Source organism: Pseudomonas sp. BO3-4 (genome assembly GCF_034044115.1).
Lineage (GTDB): Bacteria > Pseudomonadota > Gammaproteobacteria > Pseudomonadales > Pseudomonadaceae > Aquipseudomonas > Aquipseudomonas alloputida.
Window position 1 is genome coordinate 3,779,388 of the sequence record NZ_CP139018.1, and the last position, 22,927, is coordinate 3,802,314.

Consider the following 22,927-nt stretch of genomic DNA (forward strand, 5'->3'; position numbering starts at 1 on the left):
CGACTACCCCTAACGTGCAGAGCCCCAGGCCTTGATCGAAGCCGCCGGCTACTGAGGCCCGCTCCCCGGCACCAGCCTGCCCGGACCGCAAACGGCCGATCGTAGGCGAGTAACCGAGGTCAGCAACGGCCGAGGTCAGCGCGAGGTTTCGACGCGCAGTACTTCGGTGTAGATCGCGTCAACCGTCTGGCCAACCTTGAGGTTCTTCATGCGTTTCTGCAGGTCTGGATTCTCGACCTTGACCACCTGAAGCTTGCCCTCCGGTGGCAACAAGCTCACCTCATGCGTGTTGAGGTCGATCTTCTTGATCTGAGAGGTAACCTTGACCTGGCGGAACGCCTCGCCGCCCGGGTTAGGGTTTTGCTCGGTTGCACGAATGGTACCGGACTCTTCAGTCGCTTTCGGCGCCCCACCCACTTCCGGATTGAGCACATAGGCCACGGCGCGTGTCACGTAGATGTCGACTTGGTCACCGACTTTCAGGTTGGGCAGCGCCTTGGCCTTTTCGGTCAGCTGGAACGTCACATCCTTCTTCTCGTCAGGGCCTTTCACCGTGACTTGTCGGGTGGCCAGGTCGATAGCCGTTACCTGTGTGGTGACATGGCTTTCCAGCGCCTCGCTCCCGATGGGGATACCGGCAGCCTGTACCGTGAAGCTGGCAGCAGAGGCCAGCGTGGCAAGGGCTACAGCACGAGCGAGAGTACGAATGGGGTTCATAGGCGTGCTTCCCTGTGATCAAGTCCGAATAGGCGCGTGAAAGGCTCACGCGCTAACAAGCATAGCCATTACCTGCCGCCTTGCCGGCCCTCCCGGATGGCGACACATTTCGTCGCAGAGATCACTGTTATAGCTAATACGAATTCTTTACACTTGCTTTACATTTGCAAATCATTACTATTCGTGACCCCGATAACAACAAAGAGTCGCCTGTAATGGCAAAAAGGTCTGTTGCCCCAGCATCCATTTCCATGCTGGGCCTGCTCGTTGTGCCTGCTGTCCACGCTGCCGCCCAAACCGATACGCAAAGTAGCCTCGCCCTGCCCGCCACCGCCGTCACCAGCGTCTATGAGCAGCAAAGCTACAAGGCCAGTGAAAGCCGCAGCGCCATGAAGATCGACGCGCCGCTGCGCGATATCCCGCAAACCGTCAACGTCGTTCCCGAAAGCGTGATCAAGGACCAAGGCGCACAGTCCATGGAAGACGTGCTGAAGAACGTGCCCGGCATCGGCCTGTCCAACGGCGACGGCCAACGCGATCAGGTGACCATCCGTGGCTTCAGCGCCATTGGCGACATGTACATAGACGGCGTGCGTGACGACGCCCTGTACTTTCGCGACCTGTCCAACATCGAGCGTGTCGAGGTGATCAAGGGCCCGGCCGCGGTGCTGTATGGCCGTGGCTCCTCGGGCGGGCTGATCAACAGCATCAGCAAAAAACCAAGCTTCACGCCCAAGCGCGAAGTCGGCATGAACGTCGACAGCGAAGGCAAACGCCGAACCCAGTTCGACACCGGCTGGGCCGACCCGCAAAGCAACCAGGCCTACCGCGTGACCGGTGCCTTCGAAGACAGCGACACCTTCCGCGATGATGGCTACATCGACCGCAAGGCCATCGCACCGTCGGCCTACTTCCGTCTCTCGGACGACCTGGAACTGAACCTGGGCGCCACCTACCTGTACGACAAGCGCCTGATCGACTTCGGCATCCCGGCCCTGGGCAACCGCCCGGTGGACGTGGACCGCGACAAGCGCTTTGGCTCTGGCGATGCGGACCAGGATTACGCCCGCAGCGAGGTGTTCTCGCTTACAGCCAGCCTGGACTACCGCATCAACGACAACTTCACCCTGACCAACACCAGCCGTTACTACCGCTACGACCTGGACCGCAACAACACCTTGGCCGACAGCAGCCCGACGCGCTTCGTCACCGCGCCCGACGGTGAACTGCTGATCAAGCTCAACCGCGGCAACGTCGCCCGCGATGAGTACGGTGTGTTCAACCAGACGGAGCTCAAGCAACAAGCGCAACTGGCCGGCATGCAGCACAACCTGTTGTACGGCGTGGAAGCAGGCTTTCAGGACAAGTACCAGCGCGTGCTGAGCCAGACCAACGTGGCCCAGGTACCGGTGTACCGTGATGCCTTGGTGCCGGTACCGGAACATGCCGCCAACCTGTCGTCCAAGGGCACCAACTTCCAGCAGACCACCGGTCTGTACGTGCAGGACATGATCGAGCTGAACGCGCACTGGAAGGCATTGGTCGGTGTGCGTTATGACATCTTTGGCCAGGAGTACGACGACGACCGCGTGCAAAACATCGACCTGGATCGTACCGACAAGACCTGGAGCCCGCGTGCGGGTCTGGTCTACCAGCCAGACGCCATCCAGTCCTACTACGTGTCGGTCAGCCGCAGCTATCAGCCTTCGGGCGAAGTGTTCGCGGTGAGCCCGAGCAACCAGCACCTGGAGCCGGAAGAAACCACCAACTATGAAATCGGCGCCAAATGGGACCTGCTCGACAGCCGCCTGTCACTGACCGCCGCAGTGTTCCGCCTTGAGCGCACCAACATGAAGACTGCCGACCCGGCCAACCCCAACCTGACCGTATTGGCTGGCGAACAGCGTACCGATGGCTTTGAAGCCACCGTCAGCGGGCATCTCACCGACAAGTGGCAGATCTATGCCGGTTACGCTTACCTGGACGCCGAAATCACCAAGTCCAACAGCAAGACCAATGGCGTGGCGAACGAAGGCCAGACCCCTACCCTGACGCCGCGCAACAGCGCCAACGTCTGGCTGGTACGTACCCTGACACCAGAGTGGCGTGTGGCCGCCGGAGCCAACTACGTCGACGAACGCTACACAGCGCTCGACAATGTGGTGGTGATGCCAGGCTATACCACCTTCGACGCCGCGCTGCTGTACAGCGTGCCGCAGTGGGATGCCGCGCTGCGCCTGAAGAACGTGTTCGACCGTGACTACTATGCCTCGGCACATGGCTCGGTCGACCTGATCACCCCAGGGGCACCGCGCACACTGGAAGCCAGCTTCAACTACCGCTTCTGACCCACGCGCAATGCCTGTCAGTCAGCAATTGGGCCGCTCTGCGGCCCATCGCCAGCAAGCTTTGACGATGTGTTCAGATAGCATTCAGCGATTACGCGTCACCCGCCACACCGTATTCGCCAGGTCATCGGCAATGATCAACGCCCCACGCGGGTCCACCGTCACCCCAACCGGTCGCCCACGGGTCTTGCCATCCTCACCGCGAAAGCCCGTGGCGAAGTCGATCGGCTCCCCAGCAGGCTTGCCATTGCTGAACGGCACGAAAATCACCTTGTACCCCACCGGGTTGGGCCGGTTCCAGCTGCCGTGCTCGCCCACGAATACACCGTCGGCAAAGCGCTCGCCCATTGCCGGGGTCGAGAAGTCCACACCCAGTGCAGCCACATGCGAACCCAGGCTGTAGTCCGGCTTGATCGCCGCCGCCACCTTGTCCGGGTTCTGTGGCCGCACCCGCTCATCCACATGCTGCCCCCAGTAGCTGTAAGGCCAACCATAGAAGCCCCCTTCACGTACCGAAGTGAGGTAGTCCGGCACCAGGTCGGGGCCCAGCTCATCCCGCTCGTTGACCACCGTCCACAACTGCCCGGTCTGCGGCTGGATGGTCAATGCCGTCGGGTTACGCAAGCCGGTGGCATAGGGCCGGTGTGCGCCGGTCTCGGCATCGACCTGCCAGACCATGGCCCGATCGATCTCCACCTCCAGGCCGCGCTCGGTGATATTGCTGTTCGAGCCGATACCCACATACAAGAAGCGGCCATCCGGGCTGATGGTCAGCGCCTTGGTCCAATGGTGGTTGATTTCGGCCGGCAGGTCGGTGACCTTGGTTGGCGGGCCGTCGGCTTGGGTCTGGCCTTCCTTGTAGTCAAAGCATACCAGCGCATCCTGGTTGGCTACATACAGCTTGCCGTTGGCATAGGCCAGGCCGTACGGTGCGTTGAGGTTATCCGCAAACACGGCCTGTACCTCGTAGTTGCCATCGCCATCAGCATCGCGCAGCAAGGTCAGGCGGTTGCCACCCTTGACCTGGGTATTGCCCTTGGCCTTGATCTGGCTGGCGATCACATCCTTGGGCTTGAGCTTGGCCGCGCTGCCTCCCCGGCCCTCAGCCACCAGAATGTCGCCATTGGGCAGCACCAGGCTCTGGCGCGGGATTTTCAGGCCGGTGGCAATGGCGGTGACACTGAAGCCCTCCGGCACGGTCGGTTTCAGTTCGCCCCAGGCAGCCGGTTGCGCAATCTTCATGCTCGGCAGCAAGCCGCGCTGAGGCTCCGGCAGCTTCGGGTCCGGGCCATGGGCCTGGGTCGGCTCGCCGTCGCCACCACAGGCACTCAGCAATAGCGCCACGCCCAACAGGCTAAATGCATGCAAAGGCTTCATGCCACACCTCCTGAACGCAGGTTGCTCAAACCGGTCCAGGCGGCCACCACCGCGAGCACTGTCACGATGACCGACAACACCAACCCAGAAGGCATCACCGCCCAGGCGTCCTTGGCATGCTCAAAGGCATTGATCAGCCCAAGCCCCCAAGTCACCAGCAGCAGCACGAAGTACAGCGTAGCGCGCCCGCCCTTGCGCTCGGCGCGGATCAGGTTGGCCAGCGCGAACAACAGAGCCAGCCCACAGAACACCAGGGCACCGGCGATCAGCCAGGCGGCGAAGTTGCTCCACTGAATCTGGTAGCTGTTGTAGTAGGCGATATCGCTCAGCAGCGCACCAAGGAACAACGGTACGCTGCCCGCCAGCAGCAGGGCATGCAGCGGGCTGGGCGTACAGCGGTAAAGGGTTTGATCAGGTGCGGTCACGGTGCCTCCTTTTCATTCAGTGACCCAGGGCTGATGGTCTTGCGCCATCAGGTAAGCGCGGGGTGCGCTTAGCAAAGGAGCCCCTTGACGCCCCGATAGTTCACCGCTTCGCTGTAATGAAATATCCTGCAAGGCATTTGCTGCCAAGCGCAGAAGGGGAATACATGAGCAGACCAAACGCGTACTGGGCCCTGGCCACCCTGCTCGGCCTCAGCCTGGCTCTCGCCGGCTGCTCCAGCAACGCCAGCAAGGCACGCTACGCCACGCCTGCAGTGGGCTCCAACTGCTTTGCCAAGGCCGTCCCCACTACCGGGGAAGGCGGCCTGGCCTGGGGCAATACATTGAGCATTGCGCGACAGAAATCCCTGAATAACTGCGTGCGTTATGCCAGCCGCTCGGGAGGCACGCCCAGGACTTGCCAGGTAGTGATGGCCAAGTGCAAAAACTGAACATATAACAATCTCAAAGTACGAAACTTCCTACAAAAACACTGCAACTTTTCACACGATATTGCGCAAACACAATACATATACATTCAAATAAAATCTTACACTTTCAGCCTCGACCCAAAAGCAGCGATCGAGGCATTGTCTTTCACTTGAATTCCAGATACTTGATCGCCCGCGCATCTTAGCAAGTAAGTAGGAAACTTCTTACAGCATAGAGTCGGGCCTGAAATCCAGCACAGTATGAATAACGGCATTTCAGTCTTGTCAGTACTGAAAGTTGCCGCAGTGCGTCTCTGGTTCGAAAAGACTGTCTCTCTGAGCAAGGAGCTCGCATGACCAATGCCTCCGTCAGCAGCGCCACCTCCGGCCCTGCCTGCAGCGCACGCGTGCCCATCCTACCGGTGCGCTACGCCATCGTACCCCGCACCGGCGACGCCCCCGCCTGCCGCTATGCCGATGCAGGCTTCAACCTGGAACAAGGCTTCGCCCCGCTGCAGCACTCGGCCTACACCCTCCGCGCTGTGCGCCCAGGCTATGTCTACGTGTTCATGAAAGGCCCTCTGGGCGAAAAGCTGGTCATTCATGAGCACGTCGGCGCGGGCCTCTACAAGGAGCTGCGCTACCAAGGGCTGGAGGACTACCACCGCCATGAGCGCTACCTGTCCGGCCAGAGCACCGGCTGGGTGTGGGCCGACACCTGCCAGGACACCGCCAAGGAAGTGTGGATCGGCTACAGCCCGCACCTGTGGACCAACGCCATCACCGCCCGTATCACCGGTTCGGCAGCCCTGCGCAAACGGCACATGCGCCAGCTGGACATGGCCGAGCTGGTGAGCGGCAACCCGGCGCCGTCCACCCAGCCCCATGTGTTGCCAGTGAGTGCCCTGCAAACCTGGGTCGAAGACTTCAAGCCAACCGAGCGGCGCATGCCGCTGACCTGGAGCAGCGACCCGGTCACCGAAACCTTGCCCATCGGCAACCTCAATGCCATCGCCCGCCACTACCCCTGGACCCAGCCGAAAGTGCCAGTGGTGGTGGCGCTCGCCGACGCCGAAGGCATGGCCCTGGACCTGAGCCTGTCGGTCTCGGCCTACCAGCATCAACTGCGTGACCTGATGCCGGCCGAGCAACTGGAGCACACAAAACCCGCCCAACCTCCCGAGCAGGAGCGCGTGCCGGCATGCTACCGGCTGGATGCCGAACAGCTCAGCCCGCAGAGCCGGGACTTTCACCATCGCAACCTGGTCGCCATGCTGCTGAACAAGACGCTGGAAAGCCTGTACCCGGCGGATGCACCTTCACCGGAACTGGCCGCGTTCAGGCTGGGCACGTCACGCCGGGGGCCTGCCCTGTCGCCGGCCGAGTCCCATTTCCAGGCCCTCACCCATGAAGATTACTCCCCCAATGGCGCGCGCCTGGCACAGCGCCTCGATGTCGACAAATACCGGCGCTTCCTCGCCGAACGCGACGCGCTGGAACGACGGATTGCCGCCCTGCGCAACCTGGCCTTGCAAGCCAGCAACGATCATGACGCCTGGCTGGCGACGGCCGAATCCCAACACATTGATAATCCCTACAGCCTGGCTGCGGCACTGGCCTGTTACGACCGCGACGAACGCACCTCCGCCCGCGGTCTGGAAATCTCACTGGCGTTGCTGATCCACCCGATGGGCCAGCCGACACCTGGCACCGAAGATCATGACCGACGCTTCAAACGCCTGGAGCAATGGCTGGACCAGCACGACAGCCCGCTTTACACCGCCTTGGCGCCGTTCAACCCGTTCAAGGATAAAGCCGATTCGATCGGCGCCATGTTCGGCGCCAGCGACAACGTGATCGAAGGGCTGGCCGGTCGCTTCCCGGCCATGGCGGACATCACCGACCTCACCGCCCAGTCGGTCAATGCCGTGGTGCTCAAGCGCTTGCGTGGCCAAACCCGTTGGGATGCCAGCCATGGCCTGCGCCAGCAAGTGTTGCTGGCAGCGCGTGAGGCCAATGCCGAGAAAGCACTGGGGTTGCTGGCGGCGCGCTATCGAATCACCGAACAGGCCATAAAGGAAAATCCATTTAGCCAAGAGGTGCAGCGGTATTTGAAGAGCGGCATGGCGCAGGTTGAAGAGATGAAAGCGTTGCGCATCTCGGGTAGCCGCACGGTGTCTATCGAGCTGACCACCACTGCACGGGTGAAACCTAACTTTCTCGGGCTGCTCACCTCCGGCGGTGGTGGTGGTTTAAACGCGGGGATGCTGTGGTTCAACATCTTATCGCTCAAGACGGCTTACAACAGCCTGCAAAAGAGCGACGCACCGGAATACACCCTGGGGTTCGCTTCATCTGTTTTCGGGGTGATTGGTGCAGCGGCGGCAACGTTGGTCAGCGTACGGGCAACGCAAAAGGCCGTCATGCTGAGATTAAGTGCCACAGCGCCGGGCATGGCCTTTGGCAATGGGGTTATCAAGTTTTTGAGTAGCAATCTGTTTGCGCGTTTAGCCGGATACCCGGCGATTGCGCTGGGTTTTTTCGCGGACGGTACTAAGGCGCTACGACAGTACGAAAATGGTGATCTAACTGCAGCCGGTTACACTGTGGCGGGTGGGTTCACCATGGCTATTGGTTCCGCTGTCGTCCTTGAAGCAGGACTTGCAATTGCAGGCGTGACATCGGTTGTGCCCTTTGCCGGATGGGCCGCCGCTGCCCTTGTCCTCGTAGGTGTAGCCATCATCGCAGGAGGCCTCTACCTACACGCCAAGGCACATGAACGCCTTCACAGCCCAATAGAACTGTGGGCAGCACGTAGCATATTCGGCAATCGCATCAATGATGGAGAGGCGCACGCCGACATCAACTTGGACTTTGACAAGAAACTTCCTGCTTTCACCTCACTGCAAACGGAAATTAAGGCTTGGCACAATGAACATTACGGGCCCAAGCTACTATCCGCCGAGCAGGCCCTATCCCTCGGCATAACTAAAGCCGACACCCGATGGCATCAGAATAACCACTGGTCGCCGCCAAATTGGACAGCTATCACACATAACGAAGTAGCCACCCCCCAACCAACCGTAGAGTTCACAGTGCTGCTGCCTGCATTCAGGCTAGGCGTAAGTGAATGGTCAGGAAGTTTGAGCTCCGTCCGTGACAACCACGGAATTGACGTTTTTCCAATCAGCCCGACCGGCCACCTCGTAGATGCTGGCTTAGTTCTACATTTCGAAAACACACTCGCCAACCAAAATCATGTCTCACTTCATCTAACCTACAACGCCAATCAAGGCCTGGACGAAGACAATGAGACCCTGTCAATTTTTCGTCTGGAGCGCTGATCATGGCAACCATCTGGATATTCAACTCAATGTCAGACTCTGGACACAAGCCCTCTATCACAGGGCAACTATTAAGCTTATCTGACACCATTTTATGCTTAAGGAATCCATGGGTCACAGACTCTGTCTTCATGGGAAAGCTGTATTGCGCGATAATTATTTTGTCAATTGCCGGCTTTTACCCACACTTACTCTCTAGAGATATATGGCGCATGTACGAATCCGCTCCTTTATTAGCGACGGGATTCTTGCTTATGCCTTTCACTTTCCTACCTTTCCTCATTTATCGAATATATTTCATAAAACGTTTATCAAGCTTCTGCTTCAATCGGGCGACCCAAAAAATCTACTATCAACGTTTAAGCAAGTTACTGGTCATTGAGTGGAGCAATACCGGCGGTGGTATTTTTAAACGCACCGAATACGGCGGCTCATCGTTCAGCACCAGCTATGCCCTCGCCTTCGCCCCCCGCCGGGAAGACGGCAGCCTGCACCAAAAAGACTGCCTCTGGGTCGACAGCAACGAACCCACCGAACCCGGCGTCAAGCATGTCGCCGAGGTATGGGAATACCTCCGCCACTTCATGGATCACGGCCCGAACAAACTCCCCCCGCCCGGTGAGCCCAACTGGTGGCACAAGCCATTGCACGCCATCTGCCTGACCCCGGCAGAAGCCTGGCGCCACTATGCCCCCTGGCGAACCGGCGAGCCCGGTGAAATGCAGGGTAAAAAGAACTGGCAATTGCCGTTCTGGGCCGTGCTGTTCCCCTACAACCTCTCCGTCGCCCTCTGCTGGTATGGCATCTGCCGCCTGTTCAACGTCCGAGCAGCGCCACCGCCTCCCGAAGCATTTGAGGAGGCACCAGCGCATTCAACCCAAAAAAGGAAGCGTACATGAGCGACGCCTCCGTCAGTAGCGCCACCTCTGGCCCTGCCTGCAGCGCACGCGTGCCCATCCTGCCGGTGCGCTACGCCATCGTGCCCCGCACCGGCGACGCCCCCGCCTGCCGCTATGCCGATGCAGGCTTCAACCTGGAACAAGGCTTCCCCACGCTGCAGCACTCGGCCTACACCCTCCGCGCTTTGCGCCCGGGCTATGTCTACGTGTTCATGAAAGGCCCTCTGGGCGAAAAGCTGGTCATTCACGAGCACGTCGGCGCGGGCCTCTACAAGGAGCTGCGCTACCAAGGGCTGGAGGACTACCACCGCCGTGAGCGCTACCTGTCTGGCCAGAGCATGGGCTGGGTATGGGCCGACACCTGCCAGGACACGGCCAAGGAAGTGTGGATCGGCTACAGCCCGCACCTGTGGACCAACGCCATCACCGCCCGTATCACCGGTTCGGCAGCCCTGCGCAAACGGCACATGCGCCAGCTGGACATGGCCGAGCTGGTGAGCGGCAACCAGGCGCCGTCCACCCAGCCCCATGTGTTGCCGGTCAGTGCCCTGCAAACCTGGGTCGAAGACTTCAAGCCAACCGAGCGGCGCATGCCGCTGACCTGGAGCAGCGACCCGGTCACCGAAACCTTGCCCATCGGCAACCTCAATGCCATCGCCCGCCACTACCCCTGGACCCAGCCGAAAGTGCCAGTGGTGGTGGCGCTCGCCGACGCCGAAGGCATGGCCCTGGACCTGAGCCTGTCGGTCTCGGCCTACCAGCATCAACTGCGTGACCTGATGCCGGCCGAGCAACTGGAGCACACAAAACCCGCCCAACCTCCCGAGCAGGAGCGCGTGCCGGCATGCTACCGGCTGGATGCCGAACAGCTCAGCCCGCAGAGCCGGGACTTTCACCATCGCAACCTGGTCGCCATGCTGCTGAACAAGACGCTGGAAAGCCTGTACCCGGCGGATGCACCTTCACCGGAACTGGCCGCGTTCAGGCTGGGCACGTCACGCCGGGGGCCTGCCCTGTCGCCGGCCGAGTCCCATTTCCAGGCCCTCACCCATGAAGATTACTCCCCCAATGGCGCGCGCCTGGCACAGCGCCTCGATGTCGACAAATACCGGCGCTTCCTCGCCGAACGCGACGCGCTGGAACGACGGATTGCCGCCCTGCGCAAGCTGGCCTTGCACGCCAGCAACGATCATGACACCTGGCTGGCGACGGCCGAATCCCAACACATCGATAACCCCTACAGCCTGGCTGCGGCACTGGCCTGTTATGACCGCGACGAACGCACCTCCGCCCGCGGTCTGGAAATCTCACTGGCCTTGCTGATTCACCCGATGGGCCAGCCGACACCCGGCACCGAAGATCATGACCGACGCTTCAAACGCCTGGAGCAATGGCTGGACCAGCACGACAGCCCGCTTTACACCGCCTTGGCGCCGTTCAACCCGTTCAAGGACAAAGCCGATTCGATCGGCTCCATGTTCGGCGCCAGCGACAACGTGATCGAAGGACTGGCCGGTCGCTTCCCGGCCATGGCGGACATCACCGACCTCACCGCCCAGTCGGTCAATGCCGTGGTGCTCAAGCGCCTGCGTGGCCAGACCCGTTGGGATGCCAGCCATGGCCTGCGCCAGCAAGTGTTGCTGGCAGCGCGCGAGGCCAATGCCGAGAAAGCGCTGGGGTTGTTGGCGGCGCGCTATCGAATCACCGAACAGGCCATTACGGAAAATCCCTTTAGCCAGGAGGTGCAGCGGTATTTGAAGAGCGGCATGGCGCAGGTTGAAGAGATGAAAGCGTTGCGCATATCAGGAAGCCGCACGGTGTCCATCGAGCTGACCACCACTGCGCGCGTGAAACCCAACTTCCTTGGGTTGCTCACTTCCGGCGGTGGGGGTGGTTTAAACGCGGGGATGCTGTGGTTCAACGTGATCTCGCTGAAGACGGCGTACAGCAACCTGCAGCAGAGTGATGCACCGGAATACACGATGGGGTTTGCTTCATCAGTCTTCGGGGTGATCGGCGCGGCGGTAGTGACGCTGGTTAGCGTGCGGGCCACGCATAAAGCCGTAGTCATCAAGTTCAGTTCTACGGCGCCAGGAATGGCGTTTGGAAATGGCATAGTAAAGCACTTAAGTAGCAATTTATTCGCCCGCGCCTCTGGCTACCCGGCGATTATCCTTGGACTAACCTCAGACATATTAAAAGGGTATCGACAGTCCCGAAATGGGGGGGCTCTATCAGGTGCGTATACTGCTGCTGGTGGATTCACATCTGCCGCTGGATCCGCTCTTATACTGGAAGCTAGCCTCGCGATTTCTGGCCCAACATCTTTAATCCCCTTCGCAGGCTGGGCTGCTGCGGGTCTCGTGCTTGTCGGTGCTATCGTGCTTGTCGGTGGGCTTTACCTACACGCTAAAGCACATGAGCGCCTCCATACTCCGATAGAGCTTTGGGCAAGCAGAAGTATTTTTGGCACAAGAGAGAACGATGGCGAAATCCGTTCTGGGATTAAGTTAGACCACCAGAAACTTCTCCCCAGCTTCACCAATATCAACGAAGAGCTTGAAGCCTGGCATACTCAGATCTACGCTCCCATTGCTCTGACTGCTGAACAAACAGCACGACTAAATCTTGAAGGGCTTACTACACGATTGATTATCAACAATCAGTGGCCAAAACCAGATTGGGCAACAATCATCCATAGCCATGTAGACGAGGGCATGGCCACCATTGAACTAACCGTACTCCTAAAAGACTTCATTATAGGGCAGAGCTTATGGCATGGCACCTTAAGCACCTTGGACTTCGACAGCAAGGCAACCCCCTCAAAGACTGAGCCGACCTGCCACTTAACTTGCGCAGGCCTTGTTTTACATTACAGAATCGATAGAGCCAGAGCAAAAAGCGGCACTCTATTAATAAATTTTCTACCAAACCAAGGCTTATTCGCCAATACTCATTCAACCTCAACCCTTCATGTCGAGAGGTAGCACTGTGGCCACAACATGGTTATTTAGTCCACACCAAAACACTTATATCCAACCAAAAATCCACGGACAGATCAGCAAAATAACCAATACATTAGCGCAGCTCAGAAACCCATGGGTTTCCGACTCAGTCTTCATGGCCAAGATGTATACCGCCACGATTTTAGCCATCGCGATTGTATCCTACACAGGATTTTTCACCCACTCAATCAATTACCAACAGGAAGGGGCATATGTATTTATTGCAATACAGCTCCTCGGACCATTTATTTTTACTCCATTCTTAGCTTACCGTGTTTTCTTAATAAAAAAACTTTCTGAAATATACCTCAATAGAGCCACCAAAAAAATCTATTACAAACGCATAAACACACTCATGGTTATTGATTGGAATAACACAAGAGGCGGTATTTTCAAACGCACAGAATTCGGCGGCTCCTCCTTCACCACCAGCTATGCCCTCGCCTTCGCCCCCCGCCGCGAAGACGGCAGCCTGCATCAAAAAGACTGCCTCTGGATCGACAGCAACGAACCCACCGAATCCGGCGTCAAACATGTCGCCGAAGTGTGGGAATACCTTCGCCACTTCATGAACCACGGCCCAGACAAACTCCCCCCGCCCGGTGAACCCAACTGGTGGCACAAGCCACTTCACGCCATCTGCCTGACCCCGGCAGAAGCCTGGCGCCACTATGCCCCTTGGCGAACCGGCGAGCCCGGTGAAATGCAGGGCAAAAAGAACTGGCAATTGCCGTTCTGGGCCGTGCTGTTTCCCTACAACCTCTCCGTCGCCCTCTGCTGGTATGGCATCTGCCGCCTGTTCAACGTCCGAGCAGCGCCACCGCCTCCCGAAGCATTTGAGGAGGCCCCAGCGCATTCAACCAAAAAAGGGAAGCGTACATGAGCGACACCTCCGTCAGCAGCGCTACCTCCAGGCCCTGTCTGCAGTTCACGCGTCCCCATCCTGACGGTGCACTACACCAACGTGCCAGGCACCCGCGACTTCCCGGCCATGGCTGAGACCCTGTCATTTTTTCGTCTGGAGCACTGATCATGGCAACCATCTGGATATTCAATTCAACGTCATACTCCGGACACGCCCCTGCAATTGGAGGGCAGTTGGCAAACGTATCCAAGAATACCTTGTGCCTGAGAAACCCATGGATAACAGATTCCGTGTTTATGGGGAAACTATACTGCGCAATGACGATCACACTGCTGATAGGCACTTACCCTTATCTACCCCCTAACATCTCGAAACTTTACAACGAAGACATTTTATTGATGCTTTTATTATTAATAACCCCCTTCGTTTTCACTCCTTTCCTAGCTTATCGAATTTTCTTTATAAAGGGCTTATCAACCATCTGCCTCAACCGATCAACCCAAAAAATCTACTACCAACGTTTGAGCAAGGTATTTGTGTTTGAATGGGCTAACACCGGAGGTGGCATCTTCAAACGCACCGAATACGGCGGCTCATCATTCAGCACCAGCTATGCCCTCGCCTTCGCCCCCCGCCGGGAAGACGGCAGCCTGCATCAAAAAGACTGTCTCTGGGTCGACAGCAACGAACCCACCGAGCCCGGCGTCAAGCATGTGGCCGAAGTGTGGGAATACCTGCGCCACTTCATGAACCACGGCCCAGACAAACTCCCCCCGCCCGGTGAACCCAACTGGTGGCACAAGCCACTTCACGCCATCTGCCTGACCCCGGCAGAAGCCTGGCGCCACTATGCCCCTTGGCGAACCGGCGAGCCCGGTGAAATGCAGGGCAAAAAGAACTGGCAATTGCCGTTCTGGGCCGTGCTGTTTCCCTACAACCTCTCCGTCGCCCTCTGCTGGTATGGCATCTGCCGCCTGTTCAACGTCCGAGCAGCGCCACCGCCACCAGCAGCCTTCGAAGAAGCCCCCGTTCAACCCGGCAAAAGGAAGCGCAAATGAAACCCATCGTACTGGTAGGCCATCGTCATAGCTGCCCGCTCCATGGCGAAGGCACTGTGGAAACCGGCGCAAATGCAACATTCGTGGATGGCAAGGCCGTCGCTCGTGTGGGCGATCGCATCAGTTGTGGCGCCGTTATCGAAACCGGCGCTGCCTGCACAATCATCGAGGGCCACCCCGCAGCAAGGGAGGGTGACACTACCAGTCATGGAGGGACGTTGATCGAGGGGGACCAGGGTTGGCTCATTGATTGAAAGCCACTACCGGCCACCGAGCCGGATGCTGAAGCCTGCCAGTCAACAGGTTTGGGCCGTCCAGCGGCCCAAATGGCGAGCAAAGCCACCTTTCTGGGTGACCCGTTCTCACACGCATGGCGCCATGCCCGCAGACTGCGCCATGTCTGCGTCAATCCAGCACTGGCCGAAGCAACGCCTGTGCCTCATACAGGGTCGGTAAATACCGCAACCGTATCTCATCAATACTCAACCGCGAAGCATGAGTCGTGATGGTCAGCGTCGCTTTCAACTGACCGGCCCGTCCCAGCAATGGCACCCCCAGCACCCGCATGCCGATTTCATATTCCTGATCAACGATACAGAACCCCTGCCCCTTCACGCGCAACAGCTCAGCGTCCAGCTGCGCCCGGTCTGTCAGTGTGTAAGGCGTCAACGCCCGCAGCGGCTGACGGGCAAAGTATTCGTCCCGCTCCCCCTCATCCAGCCAGGCCAGCCAGACCCGCCCGCCGGCCGTGCAATACATGGGTACCCGCGAGCCCGGCCTGATCGACAAAGACGCCACATGGCTATACCGGCTACGCACCAGATGGATGATCTCATCGCCATCGCGGGTACCCACCGATACGTGCTCCTGGGTCTGCCGCGCCACCTGTTCAACAATCGGCCGCAGCATGCGCGGCAGTTGCGCCGAGTCCACATAGGCCTGGCCGATGCGCAAGGCCTTGGGGGTCAGCCAGTACTCCCGGCTGTCAGTTTCGGCAAAGCCCTCGTGCACCAAGGTCAGCAGAAACCGCCGCACCGCACTGGGCGTAAGGCCAGATAACCTGGCCGCCTGCGGCACACTCAGGCGCGGCTGCTCGGCGCTGAACAGTTGCATCAGCGCCAGGCCTTTCTGCAAGCCCGCGATCAAGTCACGGGGATGGATGGCGGGTGTGTTCATGCATTCGACTCGCTACCAGAGGAACAAAAACAGCCGATTACTGCGATAACCGGATCATGACTGCGATTATCGCATTAAGTGGCCGCTTGACGCATTGTTGCACGCGTCCCTCTGCCTCACCCTTGCCTCCATAACAACGCCAATAAGGAGGTCAGCATGATTCGAGGTTCCACTGAACTGGTCGCCATCGTCGGTTCGCCCATCGCCCAGGTGAAGTCTCCGGAAAACTTCAACACCTGGTTCAACCACAACAACTGCAACCTCGCCATGCTGCCCTTCGACCTGCACGAGGCGGCGCTGGACAGCTTTGCGGATACCCTGCGTGGCTGGCAGAACCTGCGCGGTTGCGTGGTCACCGTGCCTTACAAGCAGGCGCTGGCCAACCGCGTGGACGGCCTGAGCGAGCGCGCAGCTGCCCTGGGTTCGGTCAATGTGATACGTCGCGAGCGCGACGGACGCCTGCTGGGCGACAACGTGGACGGCGCCGGCTTCCTCGGCGCTGCGCACAAGCATGGCTTCGAGCCGGCGGGCAAACGGGCACTGGTGATCGGTTGCGGCGGTGTTGGCAGTGCCATTGCCTATGCACTGGCTGAGGCAGGGATCGCCAGCATTACCCTCAGCGACCCCAGCACCGCACGCATGGATGCTGTATGCGAACTGCTCGGCAACGGCTTCCCCGGGCTCACGGTCAGCACACAGTTCAATGGGCTGGAAGACTTCGACCTGGTGGCCAACGCGTCCCCAGTCGGCATGGGCACCCGCGCAGAGCTGCCGCTGTCCGCCGCCCTGCTGGCTACCCTGCAGCCAGACACCCTGGTCGCCGACGTGGTCACCTCACCCGAGATTACCCCGCTGCTGAACCGCGCGCGGCAAGTAGGTTGCAGGATCCAGACTGGCCCGGAAATGGCCTTCGCCCAACTGGGCCACCTTGGCGCCTTCATGGGCGTCACACCGTTGGAGATCTGAAGCCATGACGACTCTGGAGCACACACACAACAGCTTCGACCTGATTGTGCTTGGCAGCGGTGCCGGTGGTTTTGCCGCTGCCGCCACCGCGGCCCGCCGTGGGCTGAAGGTGCTGGTGGTGGAAAAGGCCGAACGCTTTGGCGGCACCTCGGCGATTTCTGGCGGCGCGGTGTGGCTGTACGGCACCGACCAAGCCCGTGACGCCGGCGCCAAGGACTCCCCCGAGGCAATGCGCACCTACCTCAAGCAGGTCATCGGCGACGGCTACGATCCCGCCTTGGGCGATGCCTTCATCGAGCATGGCCACCAAGCGCTGCGCTGGCTGGAGCAGAACACCGAACTGCGTTATGCCCTGCGCCCACTCTCGCCCGACTATTACCCGGATGCACCCGGCGCCACTCAGTTCGGCCGGGCGCTGGAAATGGTCGAATACGACGGCAAGCACCTGGGCACACGCTTCAAGGACCTGCAGATGCCACCGCCCGGCATGCTGCTGTTCGGCGGCATGATGGTCAACCGGGTGGATATCCAGCATTTCCTCAGCATTCGCCGCTCACCCAAGTCGCTGTGGCATTGCCTGAAGCTGATGGCGCGTTACGCGCGCGACCGCCTGCAGCACCCACGCGGCACCCGGCTTACCACCGGCAACGCATTGATCGCCCGCCTGGCCACCAGCGCCTTCGCCCACGGCACGCAGTTGTGGTTGCGCAGCGAAGCCGTGGAGCTGATCGCCGAGCACGGCGTGATCACGGGCGTGGTCGTACAGCGCGAGGGCCGCCGTGAGCGGGTAATGGCCCGTGGTGGCGTGGTGTGCGCCATGGGCGGATTCGCAGCAGGCGCAATGGCCGCCGGCTACCGCCCTGCTCAAAAGGCGCCGCACCTGACCATGTCACCACCGGCCAACGACGGAGCCGCCCTGCGCCTTGCCCAGGCCGTGGCAGCAGCCGAGGGCGAGAGCCTGGCGGCCAACTTTTTCTGGGCACCGGTTTCCGAACTGCGTCATGCCGATGGTGAACGTGAGCGCTTCCCGCACCTGGTCACCGACCGCGCCAAGCCCGGCGTGATTGCGGTAGACCAAGCCGGGCGGCGCTTCGTCAACGAGTCCGACTCCTACCACCACTTCGTGCACACCATGTTCGCCAACGGCATTGCCAGCTGCTGGCTGGTCTGCGATGCCGAAGCAATGAACCGGTACGGGCTTGGCCTGGCGCGGCCCAAGCCCGTCAACAACCAGGCGTTGATCGACGCAGGCTACCTGTATCGGGCCACCACATCGCAGGCACTGGCCCTGGCCATCGGTGTCGATCCACAGGTGTTTGCGCAAACACTTGCACAGTTCAACAGCGATGCCGGCAATGGCATCGACCGCGCATTTGGCAAAGGCGGCAACAGTTACAACCGCTACATGGGCGACCCGCAACATACGCCCAACCCATGCTTGGCCCCCCTGACCAAGGGGCCGTTCTATGCCATCCGCATTCACACCGGCGACCTCGGTTCAGCCCGTGGCCTGGTGACCAACGCCGATGCCAACGTGCTGAACCGCAGCGGTTTGCCCATTCCCGGGCTGTATGCGGTCGGCAACGACATGAACTCACTGATGAAGGGCACCTACCCCGGCCCCGGCATCACCCTGGGCCCTGCCCTCACCTTCGGCTGGCTTGCTGCCAACCACATCACCGCGCGCCTGCAGGCGCCGGCTACCCCTACGGAGAACCCGGCATGTACTACGAACTGAGAACCTACACCCTCGACCCATTGAAAATGGCCGACTGGCTGGCCCTGTACCAAAGCCACGCACTCGAGGTGCAGAGCGAACACCTGGGCAACCTGGTGGGCTTTTTCACCAGCGAGTTCGGCGACGTCAACCAAGTGGTGCACATCTGGGGCTATGCCAGCCTCGACGACCGCATGGCGCGCCGCGCAGCCATGGCGGCAGACTCACGCTGGGCGGAATTCTCGCGACGCAACCGCGAGCTGGGCGCGGTACTGCGCCTGCAATCGCGGCTGCTGCGCCCGACCGGTTTCTCACCGCTGCAGTAAGCCACACGCCACCTCTTCCAACAGCCGAGCGGACCCCTTCCATGCCCCCCCTTGAATGTGACGTACTCATCATCGGCTCCGGCGCCTCTGGCCTGGCTGCCGCCGTAACCGCCGCGCATCATGGCCTGACAGTGGTCGTCGCGGAAAAAGCCAGCCAGCTGGGCGGCACCAGTGCCTGGTCGGGGGGCTGGTTGTGGATACCGCGCAACCCTCTGGCCATCGCCGAAGGCATCGTCGAAGCCGACGATGCCCCGGAGCGCTATTTGCGTGCGCAAACCCACACCCGCGAGCTGGACCCGCGTCAACGCGCCTTCCTGCGCCATGGTCCGGAAATGGTGGCGTTCTTCCAGCAACACACTGCCGTGCAGTTCCAGTGCGGCAGCCGTATGCCCGACATGCGTGAAGGCGATGGCAGTGCACGCGGTGGTCGCTCGCTGTGTGCATTACCTTACGACGGGCGACGGCTAGGGCCTTGGCTGCACACGTTACGCCCACCGCTGGACATCGTCAGCCTGGCCGGCATGGGCATTGCCGGAGGTGCCGACATGGCTGCCTTCTTCAACGCCACACGCTCGCCGAAGGCAGCGCTGCATGTTGGCAAGCGCCTGTTGCGCCATGGCCGAGACCTGCTGCTGCACCGTCGCGGCCTGCATCTGGTCAATGGCAACGCGCTGGTGGCGCGCCTGCTGCGCAGCGCCCTTGATCGTGGCGTGACATTGCTGACCGAGAAAGCGGCCAGCCGTCTGTTGTTGTGCGAAGAACGGGTCAACGGCGCGCTGTTTGCCGATGGCCAAGCGATCTACGCACGGCGTGGTGTGGTGCTGGCCTGCGGTGGCTTCCCACATGATCGCCAGCGTATCTCGCAGCTGATGCCGCACGCGCCGGACGGTGACCAGCATTACTCCGCTGCGCCCAGGGAGAATAGCGGTGATGGTTTGCGCCTGGGCGAACAGGCGGGTGGGCGGGTGTCTGCGGCAGGCGCCCACGGGGGCGCCTGGGCGCCGGTATCGCAGGTACCGCGCCGCGATGGCCATTTCGGCCATTTCCCACACCTGATCGACCGTGCCAAGCCCGGTTTCATCGCCGTGCGCCGCGATGGTCGGCGCTTCGTCAACGAAGCCGATTGCTACCACGACTTCATGAACGCGCTGTTCGCCGCCACGCCGCAGGCTGAGCAGCCGGAGGCCTGGCTGATCTGCGACCATGCTGCGCAACGGCGCTATGGCATCGGTTGGGCCAAGCCCTTTCCCTTCCCTACCCGCTTCTATCAGCGCAGTGGCTATTTGCACAGCGGCGCTACCCTGGCGCAACTGGCGCAGCGCTGCGGGATCGACGCCGAGCAGTTGCAGCGCACGGTGGAGGGCTTCAACCATCATGCCGCACAAGGTGAAGACCCTACCTTTCTACGTGGCGCGTCGGCCTACAACCGGGCCCAAGGCGACCCGCAGCAGGCACCTAACCCGTCGCTTCGGCCGTTGCTGAAGGGGCCGTTCCATGCGGTGAAACTGCTGCCAGGCAGCCTTGGCACCTTCGCCGGCCTGGACACAGACGCCTCAGCCCGCGTACTGGACCACGCAGGGCAGCCGATACCCGGGTTGTTTGCAGTGGGTAACGACATGCACAGCGTGATGGGTGGGTACTACCCGAGCGGCGGCATTACCCTTGGCCCTGGGATGACCTTCGGGTATCTGGCCGGTAGAGCGTTGAGCGGGGGCCGTGCACATCATTGATGTCGGTGTTGCGCCCATCAGGCAACCAGGGCCAAAGCCTTCTACCCTTCAGTGACGTGAATACCTGCCGCGCCCGCAGGCCAACGCAACCGTTCGATAACCGAACAGTAGCCCGTCTCTTGAATTGACGCTGCCGTCTTCACTGCTCACCATGCACCGGCCTTGCGTGCCCCCCCTGCCTGGGAAACGGTCACGTACCCGTAGCACCGCAGCTGAATACAATTTCAAGAAACGAGCAGTCTATGAACCACTCCAAGATCCCCCCCGCCGCGCCCCGGATGTCCCAGGGCTCGATCGGCGACAAGCTCCGCGGCGCCTTCGGCGTCGGCAAGACCCGTTGGGGCATGCTCGCCCTGGTGTTCTTCGCCACCACCCTGAACTACATCGACCGCGCCGCCCTCGGCATCATGCAGCCCGTGCTGGCCAAGGAAATGAGCTGGACGGCGATGGACTACGCCAACATCAATTTCTGGTTCCAGGTCGGCTATGCCATCGGCTTTCTGCTGCAAGGCCGACTGATCGACAAGGTCGGGGTCAAACGGGCCTTCTTCTTCGCTGTACTGCTGTGGAGCCTGGCCACGGGGGCCCACGGCCTGGCCACCTCGGCGGCAGGTTTCATGGTTTGCCGCTTCATCCTCGGCCTGACCGAGGCCGCCAACTACCCGGCCTGCGTCAAGACCGTGCGCCTGTGGTTCCCGGCGGGTGAGCGGGCCATTGCAACGGGGCTGTTCAACGCCGGTACCAACGTTGGTGCCATGGTCACCCCCGCGCTGTTGCCGCTGATCCTGGCTGTGTGGGGCTGGCAGGCTGCGTTCATCGCAATGGGCAGCCTGGGCCTGGTGTGGGTCGTGTTTTGGGTGCTGAAGTACTACAACCCTGAAGACCACCCCCGCGTGCGTCAGAGCGAGGTGCAGTACATCCAGCAGGATGACGAGCCCGAGCCGACCCGCGTGCCGTTCAGCCGTATCCTGCGCCTGCGTGGCACCTGGGCTTTTGCAGTGGCCTATGCGATTACCGCGCCGGTGTTCTGGTTCTACCTGTACTGGCTGCCGCCGTTCCTGAACCAGCAATACAGCCTGGGCATCAACGTGACCCAGATGGGCATCCCGTTGATCATCATCTGGCTGACGGCAGACTTCGGCAGCATCGGGGGTGGCATTCTGTCGTCGTGGCTGATCGGCCGTGGCGTGCGTGCCACGACAGCGCGCTTGGTGTCCATGCTGATCTTTGCCTGCACCATGCTCAGCGTCATCTTTGCCGCCAACGCCAGTGGACTGTGGGTCGCGGTGGCGGCCATCTCGATCGCGGTAGGTGCGCATCAGGCATGGACGGCGAATATCTGGAGCCTGGTGATGGACTACACACCCAAGCATCTGGTGAGCACCGTATTCGGCTTCGGCAGCATGTGTGCGGCAATTGGCGGGATGTTCATGACGCAGATTGTCGGCAGCGTGCTGACCGCTACCAACAACAACTATGCCTTGCTGTTTACCATGATCCCCGCCATGTACTTCCTGGCGTTGGTGTGGATGTATTTCATGGCACCGCGCAAGGTCGAGAGCGCCTGAGAGCGCTAGCTACTTACCTCTACGGGGCCCTTGCGGGCCCTTTTTTTTGGCCTGGTATTTCTTGAGAAGCAAACAACGACAAGGCAATGTTCGGTGTGGGAGCGGGTTCACTCACGAACGTGACGCAGCCGGTGACAGGCGCCACGTTCGCTCGATCAGACGGTGGCCAACACCGCCTTGGCTTTCTCCAGCGCCATGCGCGCGCGCTGTTCGCCGCTGATGCCCTGCTCCAGCAATTGCCGCGTGGGGATTTCCAGGCTCAGCGGCACGCTCGGCGGCAAGGCGCGCAACAGGCCAACCAGGTCGGCGTCGCCATCACCCGGGAAGCGTCGCTCGTTACGCGCCTGGCGCAGGATCTCGTCCATGTCAGCCGGTACCGGGCCAGCAACGTCACACAGTTGGGCATAGCGCATGCGCTGCGGCTTCAGCTGCGCCAGGTCGTCCAGCGAAGAGCCGGAGCGGTTGAAGTGGAAGGCATCCACCAGTACGCAGCCATTGGCGCGGTCGGCGTTGGCCACCACCCGCATGGCCTGGCGCAGGTCACGTACGTCGGTCCAGGGCATGAACTCCAGGTGAGGGTGAATGCCGTATTGCGCCGCCAGCTCGCACAATGCGGCAAAGCGTTCGGTCAGGCGCGCTTCGTCGGGGTCGTTGCCCGCTACCAGCAATTCAGTGCCACCCAACTCGGCGCCCACCGCCAGGATCGCTTCGAAATCGGCCACACAGGTGGCCGGTTCAAGACGCAGGATCTCCAGGTCGAGCACCTTGATACCCGTGTCGCGCAAGCGCGCCTGGGTTTGCCGGCGCAGTTCGGCATCGGCGACCAACGGGAAATGCCGCTCCTGTTCGGTGGCTGGCACCAGCCGTAGGCCGACATGGCTGTAACCCGCTCGGGCGGCGGCCTCGACCATGTCCGGTGGAGACAGCTCGAGCACCGTCAGGGCCGCGAGGGAAAAAATTCGATCAGTCATTTATCAT

General features: G+C 60.7%; 18 protein-coding genes. 13 read left to right on the plus strand and 5 right to left on the minus strand.

Going from position 1 to position 22,927, the window contains the following annotated elements:
• Positions 1–135: 135 nt before the first annotated feature.
• Positions 136–717: a hypothetical protein gene (locus REH59_RS17550; RefSeq protein WP_014861624.1), complete on the minus strand. Its 582-nt coding sequence runs from the start codon at positions 715–717 to the stop codon at positions 136–138.
• A 215-nt stretch (positions 718–932) separates the two neighbouring features.
• On the opposite strand from REH59_RS17550, the gene REH59_RS17555 reads away from it, so the two are divergent.
• Positions 933–3,065 carry a TonB-dependent receptor gene (locus tag REH59_RS17555; RefSeq protein WP_014861625.1) on the plus strand — a complete coding sequence of 711 codons (2,133 nt, stop codon included), beginning with the start codon at positions 933–935 and terminating at the stop codon, positions 3,063–3,065.
• 84 nt (positions 3,066–3,149) lie between these two features.
• Here the strand turns inward: REH59_RS17555 and REH59_RS17560 are convergent, their stop codons facing one another.
• Positions 3,150–4,442, minus strand: coding sequence for a PQQ-dependent sugar dehydrogenase (locus REH59_RS17560; protein WP_267826867.1), 1,293 nt, complete (start codon positions 4,440–4,442; stop codon positions 3,150–3,152).
• Positions 4,439–4,867 (minus strand): DUF2231 domain-containing protein, encoded by a 429-nt coding sequence (locus REH59_RS17565; protein WP_003247665.1) that lies wholly within the window; start codon positions 4,865–4,867, stop codon positions 4,439–4,441. The genes REH59_RS17560 and REH59_RS17565 overlap by 4 nt, the downstream gene beginning before the upstream one ends.
• A 164-nt stretch (positions 4,868–5,031) precedes the next feature.
• Here REH59_RS17565 and REH59_RS17570 point away from each other — a divergent pair, with 164 nt between their 5' ends.
• The 7 genes from REH59_RS17570 (at position 5,032) to REH59_RS17600 (ending at position 14,720) form a co-directional block, all read left to right on the plus strand.
• On the plus strand, positions 5,032–5,316 hold the full coding sequence (locus tag REH59_RS17570) for a hypothetical protein (RefSeq protein ID WP_003247660.1): 285 nt from the start codon (positions 5,032–5,034) through the stop codon (positions 5,314–5,316).
• A gap of 332 nt (positions 5,317–5,648) precedes the next feature.
• Positions 5,649–8,639 carry a T6SS effector BTH_I2691 family protein gene (locus REH59_RS17575; RefSeq protein WP_265536666.1) on the plus strand — a complete coding sequence of 997 codons (2,991 nt, stop codon included), beginning with the start codon at positions 5,649–5,651 and terminating at the stop codon, positions 8,637–8,639.
• Between the two features lie 2 nt (positions 8,640–8,641).
• Complete coding sequence (locus REH59_RS17580; protein WP_121783658.1) at positions 8,642–9,538, plus strand: hypothetical protein; 897 nt, start codon at positions 8,642–8,644, stop codon at positions 9,536–9,538.
• Positions 9,535–12,525, plus strand: coding sequence for a T6SS effector BTH_I2691 family protein (locus tag REH59_RS17585; protein ID WP_265536667.1), 2,991 nt, complete (start codon positions 9,535–9,537; stop codon positions 12,523–12,525). Before REH59_RS17580 ends, REH59_RS17585 begins: the two co-directional genes overlap by 4 nt.
• Before the next feature lie 4 nt (positions 12,526–12,529).
• Entirely contained in the window at positions 12,530–13,426 is an 897-nt protein-coding gene (locus REH59_RS17590; RefSeq protein WP_320450335.1) for a DUF6708 domain-containing protein, read from the plus strand.
• Between the two features lie 149 nt (positions 13,427–13,575).
• On the plus strand, positions 13,576–14,466 hold the full coding sequence (locus tag REH59_RS17595) for a DUF6708 domain-containing protein (protein WP_128573558.1): 891 nt from the start codon (positions 13,576–13,578) through the stop codon (positions 14,464–14,466).
• Complete coding sequence (locus REH59_RS17600; RefSeq protein WP_003250871.1) at positions 14,463–14,720, plus strand: PAAR domain-containing protein; 258 nt, start codon at positions 14,463–14,465, stop codon at positions 14,718–14,720. Before REH59_RS17595 ends, REH59_RS17600 begins: the two co-directional genes overlap by 4 nt.
• Positions 14,721–14,871: 151 nt before the next feature.
• On the opposite strand, the gene REH59_RS17605 is transcribed toward REH59_RS17600, so the two are convergent.
• Positions 14,872–15,642 (minus strand): IclR family transcriptional regulator, encoded by a 771-nt coding sequence (locus tag REH59_RS17605; protein WP_003250869.1) that lies wholly within the window; start codon positions 15,640–15,642, stop codon positions 14,872–14,874.
• 156 nt (positions 15,643–15,798) lie between these two features.
• On the opposite strand from REH59_RS17605, the gene REH59_RS17610 reads away from it, so the two are divergent.
• From REH59_RS17610 to REH59_RS17630, 5 genes are all read left to right on the plus strand, one after another.
• On the plus strand, positions 15,799–16,608 hold the full coding sequence (locus REH59_RS17610) for a shikimate dehydrogenase family protein (protein WP_014859231.1): 810 nt from the start codon (positions 15,799–15,801) through the stop codon (positions 16,606–16,608).
• 4 nt (positions 16,609–16,612) lie between these two features.
• Positions 16,613–18,346, plus strand: coding sequence for an FAD-dependent oxidoreductase (locus tag REH59_RS17615; protein WP_014859230.1), 1,734 nt, complete (start codon positions 16,613–16,615; stop codon positions 18,344–18,346).
• Positions 18,331–18,651 (plus strand): NIPSNAP family protein, encoded by a 321-nt coding sequence (locus tag REH59_RS17620; RefSeq protein WP_003250862.1) that lies wholly within the window; start codon positions 18,331–18,333, stop codon positions 18,649–18,651. The genes REH59_RS17615 and REH59_RS17620 overlap by 16 nt, the downstream gene beginning before the upstream one ends.
• A 41-nt stretch (positions 18,652–18,692) precedes the next feature.
• On the plus strand, positions 18,693–20,381 hold the full coding sequence (locus REH59_RS17625; RefSeq protein ID WP_014859229.1) for an FAD-dependent oxidoreductase: 1,689 nt from the start codon (positions 18,693–18,695) through the stop codon (positions 20,379–20,381).
• A 242-nt stretch (positions 20,382–20,623) separates the two neighbouring features.
• Positions 20,624–21,949, plus strand: a complete 1,326-nt coding sequence (locus REH59_RS17630) for an MFS transporter (protein WP_014859228.1) — start codon at positions 20,624–20,626, stop codon at positions 21,947–21,949.
• A gap of 155 nt (positions 21,950–22,104) precedes the next feature.
• On the opposite strand, the gene REH59_RS17635 is transcribed toward REH59_RS17630, so the two are convergent.
• Positions 22,105–22,920 (minus strand): sugar phosphate isomerase/epimerase family protein, encoded by an 816-nt coding sequence (locus tag REH59_RS17635; RefSeq protein WP_014859227.1) that lies wholly within the window; start codon positions 22,918–22,920, stop codon positions 22,105–22,107.
• Positions 22,921–22,927 lie beyond the last annotated feature (7 nt).

Bases quoted from the DNA above. Each gene is read 5' to 3' on its own strand.
- REH59_RS17550 (WP_014861624.1), bottom strand. From the start codon at position 717: ATGAACCCCATTCGTACTCTCGCTCGTGCTGTAGCCCTTGCCACGCTG.
- REH59_RS17555 (WP_014861625.1), top strand. From the start codon at position 933: ATGGCAAAAAGGTCTGTTGCCCCAGCATCCATTTCCATGCTGGGCCTG.
- REH59_RS17560 (WP_267826867.1), bottom strand. From the start codon at position 4,442: ATGAAGCCTTTGCATGCATTTAGCCTGTTGGGCGTGGCGCTATTGCTG.
- REH59_RS17570 (WP_003247660.1), top strand. From the start codon at position 5,032: ATGAGCAGACCAAACGCGTACTGGGCCCTGGCCACCCTGCTCGGCCTC.
- REH59_RS17575 (WP_265536666.1), top strand. From the start codon at position 5,649: ATGACCAATGCCTCCGTCAGCAGCGCCACCTCCGGCCCTGCCTGCAGC.
- REH59_RS17580 (WP_121783658.1), top strand. From the start codon at position 8,642: ATGGCAACCATCTGGATATTCAACTCAATGTCAGACTCTGGACACAAG.
- REH59_RS17585 (WP_265536667.1), top strand. From the start codon at position 9,535: ATGAGCGACGCCTCCGTCAGTAGCGCCACCTCTGGCCCTGCCTGCAGC.
- REH59_RS17595 (WP_128573558.1), top strand. From the start codon at position 13,576: ATGGCAACCATCTGGATATTCAATTCAACGTCATACTCCGGACACGCC.
- REH59_RS17600 (WP_003250871.1), top strand. From the start codon at position 14,463: ATGAAACCCATCGTACTGGTAGGCCATCGTCATAGCTGCCCGCTCCAT.
- REH59_RS17605 (WP_003250869.1), bottom strand. From the start codon at position 15,642: ATGAACACACCCGCCATCCATCCCCGTGACTTGATCGCGGGCTTGCAG.
- REH59_RS17610 (WP_014859231.1), top strand. From the start codon at position 15,799: ATGATTCGAGGTTCCACTGAACTGGTCGCCATCGTCGGTTCGCCCATC.
- REH59_RS17615 (WP_014859230.1), top strand. From the start codon at position 16,613: ATGACGACTCTGGAGCACACACACAACAGCTTCGACCTGATTGTGCTT.
- REH59_RS17620 (WP_003250862.1), top strand. From the start codon at position 18,331: ATGTACTACGAACTGAGAACCTACACCCTCGACCCATTGAAAATGGCC.
- REH59_RS17625 (WP_014859229.1), top strand. From the start codon at position 18,693: ATGCCCCCCCTTGAATGTGACGTACTCATCATCGGCTCCGGCGCCTCT.
- REH59_RS17630 (WP_014859228.1), top strand. From the start codon at position 20,624: ATGAACCACTCCAAGATCCCCCCCGCCGCGCCCCGGATGTCCCAGGGC.
- REH59_RS17635 (WP_014859227.1), bottom strand. From the start codon at position 22,920: ATGACTGATCGAATTTTTTCCCTCGCGGCCCTGACGGTGCTCGAGCTG.